The organism is Sorangium sp. So ce1335, assembly GCF_051521615.1.
Lineage (GTDB): Bacteria > Myxococcota_A > Polyangia > Polyangiales > Polyangiaceae > Sorangium.
Genome location: NZ_CP150363.1, coordinates 826061 through 842860 on the forward strand (window position 1 = coordinate 826061; position 16800 = coordinate 842860).

At 73.5% G+C, this 16800-nt stretch carries 8 protein-coding genes; all 8 read right to left on the bottom strand.

Going from position 1 to position 16800, the window contains the following annotated elements:
- Window positions 1-34 precede the first annotated feature (34 nt).
- The 8 genes from WMF24_RS03010 to WMF24_RS03045 all read right to left on the bottom strand — a co-directional run bounded on the left by WMF24_RS03010 (window position 35) and on the right by WMF24_RS03045 (window position 16772).
- Window positions 35-1405: a metallophosphoesterase gene (locus WMF24_RS03010; protein ID WP_437734822.1), complete on the bottom strand. Its 1371-nt coding sequence runs from the start codon at window positions 1403-1405 to the stop codon at window positions 35-37.
- An 80-nt stretch (window positions 1406-1485) separates the two neighbouring features.
- Window positions 1486-2274, bottom strand: coding sequence for a caspase family protein (locus WMF24_RS03015; RefSeq protein WP_437734823.1), 789 nt, complete (start codon window positions 2272-2274; stop codon window positions 1486-1488).
- 56 nt (window positions 2275-2330) lie between these two features.
- Window positions 2331-2750 (bottom strand): hypothetical protein, encoded by a 420-nt coding sequence (locus WMF24_RS03020; protein ID WP_437734824.1) that lies wholly within the window; start codon window positions 2748-2750, stop codon window positions 2331-2333.
- A gap of 30 nt (window positions 2751-2780) precedes the next feature.
- On the bottom strand, window positions 2781-5708 hold the full coding sequence (locus WMF24_RS03025; RefSeq protein WP_437734825.1) for a CHAT domain-containing protein: 2928 nt from the start codon (window positions 5706-5708) through the stop codon (window positions 2781-2783).
- A gap of 56 nt (window positions 5709-5764) precedes the next feature.
- A complete protein-coding gene (locus tag WMF24_RS03030; protein WP_437734826.1) occupies window positions 5765-9517 on the bottom strand; it encodes a hypothetical protein in 3753 nt (1250 codons plus the stop codon).
- 118 nt (window positions 9518-9635) lie between these two features.
- Window positions 9636-10616, bottom strand: a complete 981-nt coding sequence (locus WMF24_RS03035; RefSeq protein WP_437734827.1) for a hypothetical protein — start codon at window positions 10614-10616, stop codon at window positions 9636-9638.
- A gap of 31 nt (window positions 10617-10647) precedes the next feature.
- Window positions 10648-12846, bottom strand: a complete 2199-nt coding sequence (locus tag WMF24_RS03040) for an NAD(P)-binding protein (RefSeq protein ID WP_437734828.1) — start codon at window positions 12844-12846, stop codon at window positions 10648-10650.
- A 74-nt stretch (window positions 12847-12920) separates the two neighbouring features.
- Window positions 12921-16772 carry a serine/threonine-protein kinase gene (locus tag WMF24_RS03045; RefSeq protein ID WP_437734829.1) on the bottom strand — a complete coding sequence of 1284 codons (3852 nt, stop codon included), beginning with the start codon at window positions 16770-16772 and terminating at the stop codon, window positions 12921-12923.
- Between the last annotated feature and the right edge of the window lie 28 nt (window positions 16773-16800).

Sequence of the window (16800 nt, forward strand, 5' to 3'; positions counted from 1 at the left end):
CGGAGCGGACGGCGACCGCCCGCGCTCCGGCGCGTCAGGCGGGGACGAGCTCGACGAGCGTGATCTCCGGCGGGCAGTTGATGCGCACGGGCAGCCAGCCGCCGGCGCCCGCGTTGACGTGGAGTCGCCGGCCGCGGTGCTCGTAAAGGCCGTTGTGGTAGAGCCCGGCGGGCAACATCGGGGTGAGGGCGTAGTCGCCGATCCGGCCCAGCGAGATCTGCCCGCCGTGCGTGTGGCCGGACAGCATCAGGTCGAACGGCAGCTCGCGCGCCGCGCGGAACGTGCCCGGATGGTGGCTGAGCAGGATGCGCGGCGCGCCGTCGTCCTGCATCTGGCCGAGCGCCCGGGCCAGCCCGTCGACCGTCGGGCGCCGGGCCGGCTCGCCCGGGCGCGCGCGGCTCGGGTAGTCGATGGCGCCCATCCACAGGCGATCGCCGCCGAGGCGGACCTCGCGCGCCTCGTCGACGAGCACCTGGGCGCCCGCTTCCTCAAGGCCCTTCATGATCGCCGGGATGCTGGCCGACCGCGCGGCGATGTACTCGTGGTTGCCCATGCAGAAGAAGAGCTGCCCTCGGGCGGGGCGCAGTCCCCGGAGCAGCCGCGTCGAGAGCTCGAGCTGGGAGACGTGATGATCGAGCAGGTCGCCCGTGATCACGTGGATGTCCGCGCGGACCGCGTTGATGGCGTCGCGGAGCTCGTCGAGCCGCTCGGCGTCCATGAAGCTGCCGACATGCACGTCGCTGAGCTGCGCGATGGTGACGCCGTGCAGGCTCGTCAGCTCGCGCCGCACGGGCAGCGCGATCTTCACGACGACCGGGCGCTGTCGCGAGGCGAGCACGCCGCCCATCGACACGGCGACCGCCGCGGCGGGCAGCGCCCAGGTCGCGCCGACGACGAGCCGGCGGCGGACCTCGTCGACGGCCTCCGGCCGGGCCGCGCCGATGTCTGGAGCGCCGCCGGCCTGCGCGTCCCCGGCGGCCCGGGCCGTCGATGCGGCCGCGGTGTCCGCGGAGCCCGCAACGTCCGCCGCCGGGGCACCTGGAGCGGCCTGCGCCCCCGCGGCAGCCCGGCGGTCCGTGGCGGGGCGCGCCCGGCGCAGCGCCCGGACGACGGCGCGCGCGACGGCGGCGACGCCGAGGAGCAGCCCGTACAGGAGCAGGCCGACCTGGGCGCCCAGGGCGATCATCGACAGCGCGTCGGGCAGGTAGCGCTGGCTCGCCCGCAGCCCCGAGAAGCTCGCCACGGCAAAGAGCAGCGCCGGGTGACCGAGCAGCAGCAGCGCCGCGGCGCACGCCGCGTTGACGAGCGCTCCGTGCCGCGGGAACGCCGCGCGGAGCCGCCGCCAGAGGATCAGGCCGAGGAGCCCGTTGACGAGGGTGACGACCAGGCCGCCGAGCTGGAACACGTGCCGGAAAGTAGCATCGCGCCGCGCGCGCGTCCGGCCGCGGGCGCTCGCCGGCGGCGGCGTCGGACCGCTTCAGCGGATCAGCCGAGGCAGGGCAGGCTCGCGCGCCTCCCGCTGAGGATGCTGATCACGGGCTCCTGTGCGCCGGACGTGGCCTGCCGCACGCCTCGTTCCACCTCATCGTAGAGCTCCGTGAGCGCGACCGTGGTCCTCTCGCCGCGGGGGCGCTTGAGCGCCTGCAGCAGCTCGTGGGTGAAGACGCCGTGGCCCAGGGCCGGCTCCTCGCGGGCGAGCTGGTTGTCGTCCGCGGCGCAGAGCACGACCCGGCCCCGGCCGAGGTTGAGCGCTTTGATCGAGATGGGCCTTGGGTCGTTGAGGTACTTCGGCAGCGACGGCGTCGACGCCAGGGCCGGCCCCATGAACGTCCGGCCCCCGGCGGCGCCGCTGAAGCAGGCGTCGAGGAAGAGCACGACGAGCCCGGCGTCGCTGAGCCGGTCGAGCCACAGGGCCACGTCCCGCTCCAGGTCGATCCCGGTCGTGTGGATGCGGCCGTACTCGGCGTCGTGAGGGATCAGGTAACGCGACCGCCGATCCCGCGCGGCCCTCCGCTCCGGGCTGCCGTGGCAGGCGAAGTAGAGCACGACGGTGTCGCCCTGCTCGAGGTCGCGGTGCAGATCGTCGCCTATCGCGGCCATGATGTTCCGCTGCGTGGCCTCCGCGTCGAGCAGCAGACGGATCTTCCGCTCGCTCCGGTCGATGCGCTCCGCGAGCAGCCCCGCGAGCGCCTGCGCGTCCTTCGCGGCGTACCGGAGCCTCGGGACGAACGGGTCAACGTAGTGATCGATACCGACGACGACGGCATGAAGCACGATATCCTCCTTCGCCTGGCGCCCTCCCGCGCCGCGGGGCGGCGCGCTCCGGTCGCTCACCCCTGTTCTCTCTCGCCGCCCTGCTCCGCGTCGCCGCCGCGCGCGGCGCGCTCCAGGAGAGCGAGCAGCGCCCTCATGTCCTCCTTGCTCAGCGGCGCATCGGCGCCGGCGCCGTGCAGGGAGATCCTCAGCGTCGGCGAGGCCTCCGGGGCGGCGTCGGCGTCGCCCCGCCGCTTCTTGATCCACCTGACCAGCTGATCGGCGCTCATGATGGCGCCGGGGATGCTGAGCACCAGCGCGAGAATATCGACGAGCAGGCCCGGATCCGGGCCGCGCGTCGGCTGGCCATCGCCGGCTGCGCCGTGACGGACCTCCGGGCGCATGCCGGTGCGCCGCCTGAGGTCCTCGGTGAACTCCCACGCCGTGTCGCTCGCGCCCTCTCCCTCGAATCTCAGCTCGAACACCCCATCGGTCATCTCACGACTCCTTCGTCCAGATTCCGGAGCTCACGATCGCGCGTGAGGCGCGCCGCGGGCCGATCTGCCCGCCCAGCGCAGCCGCCACTCGAACCAGGCGAACGACAGGCGGCCGACGCAGCGCGAGGCGAGGCCTCCCAGCGTGATCCCCGTCTCGCCCGTGTAACGGTACTCGAAGCTGTCCATCGTCGCGCCGTGCTCATCCCAGGCCTCCTGGGCCTCGGGGTCCGAGGCGACCAGGGCGCTCCCGTGCGCGCGCAGCACGGAGAGCGCGCGCTGGAGCGCCTTCTCGGCCGGCAGGAAGCGCAGCGCGCGGTAGAACACGCCCGTGAAGATCGGCGCGAGCGCCTGCGGGACCTTGATGAGCGGCGCGATCACCGCGCGGGCGCCGGCCTCGCAGAACGCCTGAGGGAAGCCCTGTACCGGGTTCGTGCGCCGGTGCTCCATCCACCCCGTCGAGCAGGACTGGAGGAACACGAGCGCGCAGCCGTCGAGCCTGGCCTGGGCGAGCGCGCTCGGCTCGAGCCCGGCGCGCTCGTCGTTCCCGAGCCTCATGCTGGGCTGCTGGTCGTGCGCGCCGCCTTCCCTGCCATGGCACGTCACGTGGAGCAGCCGACACGCGCTCATCCCGGCGAGGACCTCGTCGAGGCTCGACCTGACGCCGTCGATCCGGCTCACCCGCATGGGCGGCGCGACGGCCCCGGCGCCGCGGCGCAATGCCTGCTCCTCGCGCTCGGCGCAGCGCACCGGCACCGGCGCGGCCGGCGCCAGGGCGTCGCCGGGGCCTCCCGCGCTCGCCGCCGCCTCGTCCTCGGGGCCGACCACGTGGCCGAGCAGGGAGCGCCGCTGCGGCCGCGCGGCGCTGGCCGGGGCGGCGCTCGCGGCGGCAAGCTGCCCCGTCGGGTGGAGGCTCAACGAGCATCGCTCGGCCAGCGAGGCGGCGCCGAGGGCGAGCCGTCCGAACGGGACTCGGTACAGCGCGGCGTGAGGGACGATGCGCAGGTGCTGGACGCGCGCCGCATCGAGCGCCGCGGCGATCTTGGCCGGGAGGAGCAGGGCCTGGAGCTTGCCCACGTCGCTCGCGTGCTCCGGCGCGGCGCCGCCCTGGATCCAGGGGCGTAGCCGGTGAACGAGCTCCTCCACCGCCTTCTCGGCGCTGTCACCCTCCTCGATCACGCTGATGTACCAGTCGAAGAGCTCGCGCCCGTAGGCGAACACGAGGACGTAGCGGCTCACGACGAGGTACTGGAGCACTCCGTCGCCCGGGCGGAGGGCCGCCCGGAGGACGTCGGCGACGATGGCGGGCTCCTCCGCCGAGGCGACCGCGAACCGCCGCGGCGCGGCGCGGCCGTCCGCGTACGCGCGCCGCGTCGCCTCCAGCGCGAGCCGCTGCGTCTGCTCCGCGTAGGCGTGGAGGATCAGGCCGAACCGGAGCCACGTGCCCCGGGCCGAGTCCTCGTCGAGCCAGCGCGCGTCGAGCGCGCCGAGCGGCCGCTCCAGCAGCTCGGCGTGGCGCGCGCCGACGCGCGCCGCGCCCTCGGCGTGGAGATCGATGACGCGGTCGAGGACGGGGAGCAGGCTCTCGAGCAGCGCGCGCTCGGCCCCGACGTCCGAGCCCGCCGCGCCGGCGTTCCCGGCGATCTGCTGGATCGCGAGGTTGACCGCGGCGCTGCTGTCGCGCAGCGCGCCCGTCCAGTCCGCCGGGACCTTCCGCGACCGGAGGATCGCGCGCTGATCGTGGGCGAGCATCTCGATCGGCGCGAGCCCGTGCCGGCGGGCGTCATCGAGGACGTCGTCGAGCACCCGCTCGCAGCCGTCGAAGGCCTGCTGCATCTCGAGGTCGGCCACCAGGCGGCACCAGAGCAGCCGCAGGCGGCTCCAGACCTCCGGGAACGACGCGGCTCCGGGGCGCACCATGAGGTCCTCGGCCTCGTCGAGGACCTGGAGCAACGCGCGCGCGCGCCGATCTTTCTTGTAGCCCTTCGCCTCCTGCTCGCGCCGGAGCAGATCGGAGAGGCTCACCGCGGGATCCTCCGCCTCCAGCGCGGTGGGCGGCACCTCGCGATCGGACGTTTCGGCAGCGAGCTCGTCCGCAACATCCTGGAGCTCGCGCGTGGCAGAGGCGAGCCGCGCCGCGCGCGCCCAGAGCGCGCTCCGCTCGTCTGCGGGGAGCTCGTACCCCGGCACCGGCGCCGCGCGCCGCGCCTGGAGCAGCGCGGTGAGCGTCGCGACGGCGCGCTCTCCGCTGCCCCTGCCGAGCGCGATGAGGGCGTGGAGCTCGGTGCAGAGGAGGTGCGCGCGCAGATCGCCGCGCGCCCTGTCCTCCACGGCGTGGAGCCGCTGCAGCGCCTCCTGGTAATGACCGCGCAGGATCGCGGCGCCCGCGAGGCTGAGCGCGATCCGGAGGGCGGACGGGTGCTCCGCCGGCCACAGGGATGCAGCCGCCTTCGCGAGCCGTTCGTGGGCGCCAAAGGCCCCGTTCTGCGCCGCGAGATCGAGGACCGTACAGGCCGCCTGGGCGAGCGAGGCGCTGTTGCGCTGGAGGGCCGTGAGGGTGGAGACCGCCGTCAAGGCGGCCTCCACCCCGAGGGCCGAGAGGCGCCGCCACGCGGGCGCGGCGCCGTCGGAGCGGGACACGAGCCGCGCCGCCTCGGCGCCGATGAGCAGCCTCGTGAACGGCGGCGCCCCGAGGAGGGCGCCGTCCACGGAGGAGAGGGCGAGCGCCTCCTCCCCGGTCTCTGCCAGGCAGACCCGCGTCAGCGCGAGCCAGGCGTCGATCGCCGGGTGGCGGCCGGCGTAATCGGCGAGCAGCGCCTCCAGCGCGCGCAGGGCGGCTGCCCCCTCGTTGGCGGCGAGCGTGTAGAGCGCATCGAGCGACGCCTCGAGGCCCGGCAGCGCGCCGGGCGCGTGAGGCCTCGCGGCGAAGCGTTCGAAGGCTGTCGTGAGACCGTCGTTCATGCGCTCCACGCTCCTCGGCAGGTCACCTGTCCTGGGGCGGCCGCATCGTCAGGCCGTCAATGGGGGCGAGCCATGAGGCACGCGCGTATCTCATCGACCGAGCGGACGCCGCCATCGCTCTGAATGCACCTGCGCAAGCGGTTACGGCACGCGACCGCCTCCGGCGTCGACGGCGTGCCATCCTCGTTCCTGTCGCACATCCTGGCGCTCAGGCCCTCGACCAGCGCCTCGGCGTTGGGGTCGGGCTCGTGGCAAGGGGGCATGGACTCGTCGACGTCGCTGCACTGCCGGACGACCACGATCCGCTGCCTCGCCAGCCCGAGCAGGCGGTACGGCGACCCCACGGCGTTCGCCGTTTGCACGGAGCTGCGCGCGGCGCCGTCCCCGGCCGTCGCTCGCGGCGGTACGTGGAGCTTCAGCTCGAGCCCGCCCGCGTCTGCCAGCGTCGCCGGCACGGCGCGATCATGAGAGATCTCCACGATCTGGCTCACGTACCGCTCGTCCGCCGGCAGCGGCTTGCCGCGCGGGTGCAGGGCGGGGGGAAGCCCGGCCTCCGGCGAGTACTTCGCCGGGGCGTAGACGGGCAGCGCCTTGGCCCCGGCGCGGAGCGTCGCCGCCTCGCTCGTGGCCGGCACGAGCGTCCGTCGTACATCGATGGTGAGCTGCACGGACATCAGAGCGAGCTCGGAAGGATCGCCCCCCTTGCGCGCGATCTCGATGCGCCCCTTGTCGAGCACGCGCTGGAGCCCGGCGACGTCGTCGGCGGAGTCGAGCGGGGCACGCTTGAGCACGCGCACGGCATTCCTGAGGTCGCCGCGCTCGACCGTGTACTCGAGGAGCAGCTTCGCGGCCGGCGCGGTCGGGTGCTGCTCGAAGGCCTGCGTCGCGCCGGCGAGGTCGTTGGTGGCGAGCTTCGACCTCACGGCCTCGGAGGTCGGGTCGCGCGAGATGAGCCGCTCGCTGGCGTGCTTGCTGACGTAGGCCGAGCCGATCTCCTCGTCGAGGTAGTAGATCCGCACCTGGTCGTTGCGGCTGTGATACGTCCTGGCGTGGTGCGGCGCGCCGCCCGGCCGCCCGACGAGCTGGCCGAGATCGTCCCCCGGAGGCGGCGGCCCGCGGGGGGAGCCGCCCGACTCGAGGATGGCATAGGCCTTCTTCCCGCCCTCTCCGCGCAGCTCCACGGCGATGCGGCCGTCGTCGAGGACGTGAGCCATACGCCCCCGGGTGATCCTGGCTGCGGCCTCGGGGAGCGTGACGCCGTCGCGCGCCATGCGATCCGCGACCTTCTGGCCCAGGCTCTTCGTCAGCTCCGCGTTGCCCGGGGTCACCTCCACACGCACGCGGGGGTTGGCCCGATGGAGATCCGACGCCTTGAGCTGCACCTTCAGGACGTCGTTGCTGCGCTGGCGCACGGCGAGCTCACCGCTGCTGCGCTCGACGATCTTCGCGGTCTCGCGGACCGGCGTGGCCGGAGCTGCCGAGGAAAGCGGGCTGCCGTGCGGCTCCGCGGCGCCGATGCGCGCCGTGAAGGTGAGTCGATCGCCGGCGCCCTGGATCTCCACGTCGCGCAGCTCACCGCCGTTGCGGGTGAGCTTGTCGAAGCGCAGCCTGTTCGCACCGGCCGCCTCGGGCTTGGCGTCGACGCCGAGGCGGCGCAGCCCGACGGGCACCTCCGCGGCCCGCAGCGGCTTCGCCTGGACCTGCTTCAGGGTCGCCGCGCCCACGCCGCCCACGATCTGCGTCTCGTGGCCACAGGACGAGTACAGCTCGGACGAGATCAGCGGCACGCACTCCGTGGCCTTGTGCGGGGCGCTGACGAGGCGCACCGGCCCGCGCCACTTGAGATCCCGTTGCGCGGCGATCCAGCGATCGAAGCGCTGGTCGGTGTCGACAGGGACCTTGTCGAGGAAGCGGAGGCACGCAGGGGCCTCGGCGATGCGGGCGATCTGCGTCACCACGGACCACTTCATGAGCTGATTGAGGAGCTCGTATTGCGGTTCCCACGCCGCGATCCGCCCGTAGTGAGCATCCCACCAGCGGATGAAGCGGCGGTGCCCCGGCTCGGGCTCGACCTCGCCCTCGCCGGAGCCCGGCGTGGAGCTCTTGGCGAAGATCCTGGTGGCCGTCGGCGCGAAGCGGACGCCGCCGGTGGGCTCGCGCGTGTAGGCCTCGTCCCGCACGCCGAACCAGAGCCTCGTCGAAGGGTGCTGCTCCTCTGCGCACCAGGCCGTGGAGCCCGCGTGGTGGGCGACGCTCTCGAACCCTTCGATTTCTCCCTCTGGCGAGATGCCCTTATGCCCCTGCCCCCAGAGCTTGGCCAGCATGTCGGTGTAGAAGAACGTCATGCCGGTCGCCGTGCCCGCGAGGGGGCCGTCGTACCGCGCGCACTGCTGACCGCTCGATGAGAAGACGCTCCACGTGAGATAATACGCGATCCCCGCATCGAGGCTCGGCACCTGCGGTCCGGCGGACAGGATGTCGAGGACCTCCTGGTCGCTGGCGAGCTGGATCCGAGTGCGGAGGTCGATCAGCCTCTCGCGGACAGCCTCGAGCGTTGGCCTCTCGAGCACGAGCTTCCGCATCCTCGCTATCGCCCACTTGCTCCCCATGGCGCGAACGAGGCGGTCGGTCTTGCCGGGGTCCGGGAGGGCGCCGATGAGCTCATCCAGGCGCTGCGTCGCGGCTGCGACGGTCACCACCGGGTCGAGAGAGAAGCCGGGGTTTCCGTCGTACCTTTCCTGGAGGAAGAACGAGAGGATGATCTCGGTCGTCGGCGCGGCCGGGTTCTGTTCCTTCCACGCGACGACGGTGCGGAGATACTGGTGCTCCTCCTCCGGGCGCTCGTCGATCCATCGTTTCAGCATCTCGCGCGCGAGGCCGCCGGCCGTCAGCCCGGCGTCGAGCCGACGCGCCTCGTCCTCGATGGCCGCCCTCATCTCGGCCGACACCGTCTCGAGCGTCACGCCGAAGCGCGACGGCGGGATGTAGCGGACCCCGAGCTTCTGGGCGAGCGCGGCGACGTGCTCCACCGTGAGCTCGGCCCGCGCGTTGCGAGGCCGCTGCCGCCCGGTCAGCGTCAGGCCGGAGGCGGAGCACTGCGCGCTCAGCAGATCGACGCCGCCCGAGAGGAACTGGCCGAGCTCCTCGGCCGTGGTCACGGTCGCGCGCCGGTAGGACTGCGCCGCGCTCTCGAGCTTCTCCCGGTCCATCTGGCCGATCCGGCAGACGCTGGCCTCGGCCACCGCCGGCTTCAGCTCGTAGCCGTAGACGAGCACCTGCTCCGGCGTGCGCCCGAGCGAGAGCGCCTCGTCGTCGATCGCCTCCAGCACCCCGGCCGCCATCTCCTGCGCTTCCGCGGCCTCGACGAGGACGACGACCGCGCCCTTCTTCGTCGTCGTCGCCCGCGTCGGCCCGACCGGGAGGCGGAGCACGCCGGCGAGCGCGTCGTCGCGCATCACGGGCTGATCGGCGACGCCCGAGAACACGTCGTCCACCGACGTCTGCTGCGCGAGCCGGCCGAGCGTGACCGTCCAGATCCAGTCGCGGAGCTGCTCGCGCTGCGCGTCGAGCGTGTCGTCCGGAATGGCGTCGAGCGCGTCGAGGAGGTCGATGCGGAACGCGTCTCCCTCGCACGGCGGCAGCGGGTATGTCGGCGCGCGCGGGGCGGCCAGCGCGACCGGCGCGCTCGGCGCGCTCGGCGCGCTCGGCGCCGAGACAGCCACGCTCCCGTCGCGCGCGCACGCCGCCGCGATCACGATCAGCGCGAGCAGCAGCCCGGCGCGCAGGCCCTGCGTGGTCCGGCTCGTCATGGCGCACCCCCCCGCCAGGGCTGGCTCGCCGTCGCGTCTCTACCGGGATCCATGAACGAATTCATCGCCTTCTCCCTCCTTCGTCGGTCGCTTCGCCCTCGACGAGACTCCGCTGTTCCTATCCCTGCGCGCTCCACACGACCGCGCCGCGATCCATGGTGAAATCGAAGCCAAGCCACGTGGCGAGCAGGCTCTCGATCTCGGCCCCGGCGAGGCCGAGATCGCGAACGATGGGGTGGCTGTCCGCCTCCGCGACGCGGATCCGGTGCCTCGGCATCCAGCCGCCCCGGTGCAGCGACGTCACCACGGCCGGCGCCTCGATGATCGCCTGGTAGCAGGCGCGCGCCGGATCCGCCGCGTCGCGGAACTGTTTCAGAAAGACAAGCCGCGTCCCCGGCCGCGTCGCGGCCAGCACCGCCTCCAGCGCAGCGCCGGCGGCCGCCTCGACCGCGGCGCTCTGGAAGAGGCCCTTCAGCCGGTCGCCGAGCGCGCCGAGCCCGGCCTCGAGGTCGGTCCAGCCGCCCGCTCCGGACGGCGGCGGCTCCGCGGGCTCGACGTCGATGAGGCGCGCGACCTCGCCGGACGCCGCGGGCCCGTACGCGCGGATGATCAGCGTGTCGACCTCGAACCGCCCCTCCGCGCACGGCCCGGCGGGGAAGCGGATCCCCGCGCTCGTCTTGGGAAACCCGTAGATCTCCCGCCCCGTGACCGTGGCCGCGATGTTGTCGACGAACACGTACGGGAGATAGAAGACCAGCCGCTGCGGGACGAACACCGGGCCTACCTGCTTGCCGGCGAACAGCGGTATCCAGAACGCGACGTCCCTCTCGGCCATCCACCCCTTGCTGCGATCCGGCTCGTTCAGGGCCTGGCCGCGGGCGATGTCCGCGCAGACGAGCGCGACGAACGGGCCGGCGGGGACGTACCGCGCGGCGCCGGCCGCCGGGGCGTTGAGATCCCGGTCCACGAGCGCGGCCAGCCGGTCGCGGTCCGCGGCGAGCACGAACGAATACATCGTGACGTCCTGCAGCCCGAGCGGCTGCCGGACGACGATCTCCCCACCACGCTCGATGTAACGAGGCTTGTCGACAGGCATCATGGTCTCTCCTCCCGCCTCGCGGCGGCCGGCGTCACTCGTCCCCCGGGATCACCGCGGGCTGTCCGCAGATCGCCCGCGACGCCTGGAGCCCAGCCATCACCGCGGCCTCCACGCAGCCGGCGTTCATGCCGGTGCGCACCCAGTCCCCCGCGAGCACCAGGTTCTCGAAGCCCGACTCGTGGGCACGCAGCCGGTGCTTCGTGCTGCCCGGAACGCCGAGCACGTACCGCTCGGAGGGGCAGAATGTCGCCTGCCAGTACTGCGCGTCGAGGCGCGCCTCTCCCTCGCGCTCCTCGGGGTCGACGAGCAGCGACCAGTCGAACTCGCCGCCCCTCTGCGCGTTGGCGGCGCCCGGCCAGAGCGCGCCGGCATGATCGCGGAGCCACGTGATCGTGTTCTCCCGGACCTGCGACGTCCGGTGGGCGACGATGTCGCCCGGACCGGAGGGCCTCGGCGAGGTGTCGTCGGGCAGCCGGCTGCACAGGTAGGCGATGTGGCGAGGGCCGCCCGCTGCGCTCCACCGCTCGCGCGGGAGCAGGTGGCTCATGTCCGCCCACGTGTCGAAGGGCTCCGCGAAGCCGTCGAGCACGGGCGACTCGAGGGTCCACCCGAGCCCGGCGAGATCGCTCTTCATCCAGAGCTGCGCGGCCTGGGTCTCGGTCGTCTTGACGTTCGCGACCATGGCCGCGAACGGCGCGTGCGCCTCGATGAGCTGCCTGCAGATCTCGGGGAACGCGCCGATCGCGATGCCGAGCACGACGCGATCGAAGTCCCTGCCCAGCTCGAGCCGGCGCGCCTCGGCGTCAGGCCACGTGTTCCACCACGACTCGAGGTTCTGCCCGCTCTGGCGCAGCGCCTCGCCGCCCTCGATCCGGTCGTAGAGCGGCGCCGACGGCCAGCAGGGCAGCCCGTCGACGTCGTAGAGCGGATCGTACGCGGGCCCCTTGGGGAACACCTGCCGCCCCACCTTGATGGCCGCGATCCGCTTCTTCTCGGGCGACAGGATGAGCTCGTCGACGCGATGGAAGAACTCGAACTTCACCCCGCGCCGCGACAGCACGAGGTAGAGCGGCGCGAAGATGACGTCGCCCATCCCGGCCTGCATCTTCTGGAAGATCGCTTCCCTGTAGCCGAACGTCATCCGCATCACGCCGTGGATCAGCGTGCCGGCGGCGATCTGGCCGGGCGCGCTGAAGACGAGGTTGTAAATGGAGCGGACAGGCGCCGACTGGCGCGCGATCTCCGACGCGCCGTGGCGCGCGAGCCAGTCGCGCAGATCGAGGTCGTCGAGCGAGGCCCACCCGTCGGGCGCGCCGGCGACATCGTCCTTGAGGACGCCGATGACGGTGGTGAGGGCGAGATCGAGGATGATCCAGAGCCGGCGCAGCGGCGTCGAGCCCTCGAGGTGAGGGCTCATGAGCTTGCCCAGCCAGGCGCGGAATCGCTCGACCAGCCAGGCGAGGCGCTTCCCGGGGTTCCAGAGATCGAGCTCTCCGAGCTGCTGGGCCAGGTAGAGATAGGCCGAGACCGGCACGATATGCCGCGAGCGGTCTGCGTACAGGTCGTCCACGAGCGCCTCGAGCCGCAGCGCGCGATCGACGAGCCCGCGGTCGCCGGGCGCGCCGCCGCCGCCGAGGCCGCGCGTCAGCGGCGCGCCTGGCGCGACCTCCTCATCGAGGATCCGGTCCACGTCGGTGATGTCATCGCGCAGGCTGGGCGCGATCTGCTGCGCCGCTCCGGATCGCGCGAACAGCCCCTGCGCCCACGCGAGCAGCCGCTTCATGTAATCGAGCGGCGCAAGGGTCCCCACGTCGCCCATGCCCGGCTTCCCGGGCATCGGCGGGAACGGCAGCGGCCACGGCTCCCAGCGCCCGTCCACCTGCTCGGCGATCGCGACGAAGCTGTGCGGCTTGATGGCGTCCTCGATCGTCGCGAGCGGCGAGCCGGGCTCGCGGCCGAGCTCCTCGTAGCAGCCGCGGAGCACGCGAAACGTGTTGTGGTAAAAGCCCATCAGGATGTGCAGGCCGTGCTCCTCGATGCGGTGCGCGTGCGCGGCGTTCCTGCCGCTCGCGCCCTTGCCCCCGAGCCGCCAGCCCGTCTGATAGACGGTGATGTCGTAGCGGGCGCGGAGCTCCGGCGTGCGGCTCAGCTCGAAGGCTGCCGTGAGCGCGGCCATGCCGCCTCCCAGGATGGCGATCTTCTCTTTCTTCGCGGTGACCGATTCAGGCATGTTCCAACTCCTTCTGGAGCAGCCGGCACGCAGGCCGGCGGCTCCCCGGGGCTCGTCGTCTGTTCACCGATCCGTCAGCGAGGCGGCTCGCACTGCAGCCGATCGAACAGGCACGCTGCGGCGCGGAGGCGCTCCTCCCGGACTGGCGCGCTCACCCGGGCGTGGCGGGCGAGGAGGAGCTCTGCCAGGGCTTCCTCGTACGGCATGCAGAGCGCGGCGGCGCGGTCCCGCGCGCGCTGGAAGCAGCGCTCGGCGCGGCGCGCGCGGCCTGCGATCAGGTGGGCGCGGCCGTCGGCGAGCAGGGCGCTCGGCTGCCCGATAGGGAACAGCAGCGCGAAGCGCCGCAGCACCGTGCAGGTCCTGTCGATCCGCGCGCGCAGCGGGGCGTCCAGCGCGTCGCCCCGGCTCCGGCGCCGCTCCCCGAGCGCGAGGTACACGTCCGCCGCGGCGGCGTAGCCGTCTCCGAGCGAGAACACCGGGGATACGCGATCGACCAGCGACATCGCGGCGTCCGCGCCGCGCTCCGCGGCGGCGAGATCTCCCTGCCTGAGGCGGGCCAGCGCCGCGAGGCCGAGGCAGAGGATCTCCGACGGCAGCTCCGGCTGCCTCCGGAGGAGCGCCTGCGCCCGGGTGATCCGATCGAGCGCGTCGTCGAGCTTCCCGAGCCGGATCAGGCTGCGCGCGCTCGCGTACAGGCCCCAGGCCTCGTGCTGCACGTTGGCGCGCGCGCGCGCCGAGCTGAAGAGCAGCTCGCAGCGGGCGATCGAGGCAACGTAGTCGCCCGCGCAGTACTCGGCGTGCGCGAGGACCGTATGGGTGATCTCGGTCTCCTGGATCCCCTTGATCTCCCCGAGGAGCTTGAGCGCGCGCCCGCCGGCCGCGTGCGCGCGGCTCCACGCGCCCAGGCCGACGTGGTAGGCCGCCTCGTGGTAGAGCGCGACGGCGAGCTCGCCGGGGTTGTTGGCCGCCTCCGCGTTGAGCCGCGCGCGCTCGAAGTAGGTGTCGGCGAGGGAGCGGAGCCGCGAGACGCCGGCGAAGTAGCCGAGCTGGGCGTAGGGGCGCGCCAGCGGCAGGTCCACCGCGGCGCGCTCGGAGAGGTTGACGGACATGAGGGAGACCGTCGCGAGCGCCAGCGCGTCGTTGGTGAAGTAGTAGTGATGCGCGATCCTCGCCGCGGCGAGCGCCGCCTCCTGCAGGCGCGCGCGGTGGTGCGGCGAGCGCTCCACGTCGCCGCCCGGCCGCAGGGCGTGCCGCACCTGCAGCCCGAGTTGCGCGAAGAGCTGCGCGGCCCAGCCGGCGCGCGACCGCGGCAGCGGGTGGCCGAAGCCCCTGAGCGCCTGCGACGAGCACCCCTCGCACCTGGGAAGATCGCCGAGCGCGTAGTAGGCCTCGCCGAGGCGGCGCTGCCAGCGCGCCGCGCGCTCCGGATCGACGGGCGCGGCGCCGGCGCCGCGCAGGTGCGGCTCGAGCGCGACGGCGCGGCTGAAGAAGCCGGCGGCGTCCGCGTGCGCCGCCCTCTCCAGCGCCAGGTCGCCGGCCTTCTCGAGGTAGTGGATCGCCTTGTCGTACACCCGGGCGGACGCCCAGTGGTGCGCGAGCATCGGGTACAGCGCGCTCTCCACCGGGGCGAGGCCGGCCCGGCGCTCGATCGCGAGCGCGGCGCGGCGGTGCAGCTCGATGGCGCGCTCGGGCGCGAGCCCGTCGTACGCCACCTCGCGCAGCTTGTCGTGAACGAAGCGGACGTGATCCCCCTCGACCTCCTCGAGCAGGCCCCTCCAGATAAGCTCGCTCAGCGCGTCGAGCGCGTCGGCCTCGATCAGCCTCGCGGTCTCGAGGAGCAGATCGACGCGGCTCTCCCGGCCCAGGACGGACGCTATCTCGATGAGCTGCCGGGCCTGAGCGGAGAGCGTGTCGAGGCGGCGTCGGATCAGGGCCTGGAGCGAGCCGGGCAGCCGCCGCTCCTCGTCTCCCGTCGCGCCGAGCCGCCACACGCCGCCGGCGTCCCGCACGATGCAGCCCTCTTCCACCGCCAGGCGCATGTACTGGGCCGCGAAGAAGGGGTTGCCCTCGGTCGCGTCGGCGAGGCGGTCGAGCAACGCCGCCGGGATCGCGTCCAGCGCGAGCATGTCGCCGGCCATCCGCCGGATCGTCGCGCCGTCGCACCGCTCCAGGGCCACCCGCTGCACGTCGGGCGCGCCGAGCGCGCGCTCGACGTGCGCGCCGGGATCGTCGCTGCGGTACGCGCCGATCAGCACGACGCGGTGCTCATCGAAGAAGCCGGGCGGGAACGTCTCGAGGACGTCGAGGGACAGCTGGTCGGCCCACTGAAGGTCGTCGACGAGCAGGAGCAGCGGCGTGTCGTCCGCGAGCGCGGCGATCGTCTCGTGGAGCGCGGCGAGGAGCCGATCGCGCGCGGCCTTCGCGGACAGCGGCGGCGGGTCCGGGTAGGCGTGCTGGCCGGGGAGGGCGGACAGGCTCGGCTCGTACGCGGCGAGCACCTTCCCGCGGGCGCCCACGAGGCGCTCGGCGCGCGCGAGCGACTCGGTGCAGACCTCGACGAGGTGCCGCAGGATCGGCCGGAGGGGGTGGAGCGCGGCTGACCGCTCGGTCTCGTGCGTCGGGTGGGCGCTCAGGGCCACGCACTCTCCGGCGATGACGCGGAAGCCGCGCGCCCGGGCGCGCCCTGCGATCTCGCTCACGAGGCGCGTCTTGCCGATCCCGCTCTCTCCCGCGATGAACATCCGCGCTCCGCGGCCGCCGCCCGCCCGGCGGAGCAGGGCCTCGCTGCGCCGGAGCAGCTCGTCGCGCCCGGAGAACTCGGGCCGGTACAGGTAGATTTGCGGCCGGCTGTCCGGCCGCGAGGGCGCGCGCGCCGGCTCGCAGAACGGCGCGAGCGCCAGCGCGACGTCCTCCGCGTAGGCGATCCTGTCGCGGGGTCGCTTCTCGAGCAGGCGCAGGATCAGCGCCTCGAGCGCGGGGTCGATGCCCGGCGCGAGCTGGGATGGCGGCGGCGGCGCCGCGCTGACGTGCTGGAGCGCGGTCATGACCGCCGACGCCGCATCGAAGGGCGGCTGTCCGGTGACGGCCTCGTAGAGGATGCAGCCCATCGCGTAGAGGTCCGCGCGCGGATCGAGCTGCTCCCCCCGGATCTGCTCCGGCGCCATGTAGGCGATCGTGCCTTCCACGGCGGCGAGGGAGTCGAGCAGATCGCGCCCGGCGCCGGCGTTCCTCATGGCCAGCCCGAAGTCGATGAGCACCGGCGCCCCGTCCGGCCGGACGACGATGTTCCGCGGCGTGACGTCCCGGTGGATGACGCCGCGCCCGTGCAAGAAGCCGAGCGCTCCGCAGAGCCGGCGGAGAGCGCCGAGGATCCCCGCGAGGCGCGGCGCCGCCGCCGGCGTCTGGCCTCCGTCCCCCTGCTGCGGGTGCAGCGCCCGGAGGTGCCCTTCGAGCGGGCGGCCCTCGATGAGCTCCATCGCGTACCACGGCCGCCCCCCCTCGATCCCGTGCTCGAGGATGCGCACCACGCCGGGGTGGTGAAGGCGGCTGAGCGCATGGATCTCGCGGCGGATCGAGGCGAGCGCGCCCTGCTCGTGCACTCGCACCGTCTTCAGCGCCACCGCCTCGCCCGAGGCGACGTGGACCGCGCGGTAGACGATGCCCATCCCTCCGTACCCGACGGGCTCGAGGATGCGGTATCCGCCAATGGTCCGCAGCGTCGTTGCCGGCTCGCCGCGCGCTCGCGCGGGGCGGGCCGGGCGGGTGACGTCTTGCTCCTTGCCCGTCAGCGCGGAGGCGGCGACGGTGATCAGATCGACGCACGACCGGCACCGGTCGACGTGCTGCTCGATCGTCGCGATCGCGGCCGCGGAGAGCCGCCCCGCGAAGAACTCGACGAACATCTCCTCATCAGGACATTGCTGCATCCGCTCTGTGCCCTCTCGCTCGCCACGC

Bases quoted from the DNA above. Each gene is read 5' to 3' on its own strand.
- WMF24_RS03020 (WP_437734824.1), bottom strand. From the start codon at position 2,750: ATGACCGATGGGGTGTTCGAGCTGAGATTCGAGGGAGAGGGCGCGAGC.
- WMF24_RS03025 (WP_437734825.1), bottom strand. From the start codon at position 5,708: ATGAACGACGGTCTCACGACAGCCTTCGAACGCTTCGCCGCGAGGCCT.
- WMF24_RS03030 (WP_437734826.1), bottom strand. From the start codon at position 9,517: ATGACGAGCCGGACCACGCAGGGCCTGCGCGCCGGGCTGCTGCTCGCG.
- WMF24_RS03035 (WP_437734827.1), bottom strand. From the start codon at position 10,616: ATGATGCCTGTCGACAAGCCTCGTTACATCGAGCGTGGTGGGGAGATC.
- WMF24_RS03040 (WP_437734828.1), bottom strand. From the start codon at position 12,846: ATGCCTGAATCGGTCACCGCGAAGAAAGAGAAGATCGCCATCCTGGGA.
- WMF24_RS03045 (WP_437734829.1), bottom strand. From the start codon at position 16,772: ATGCAGCAATGTCCTGATGAGGAGATGTTCGTCGAGTTCTTCGCGGGG.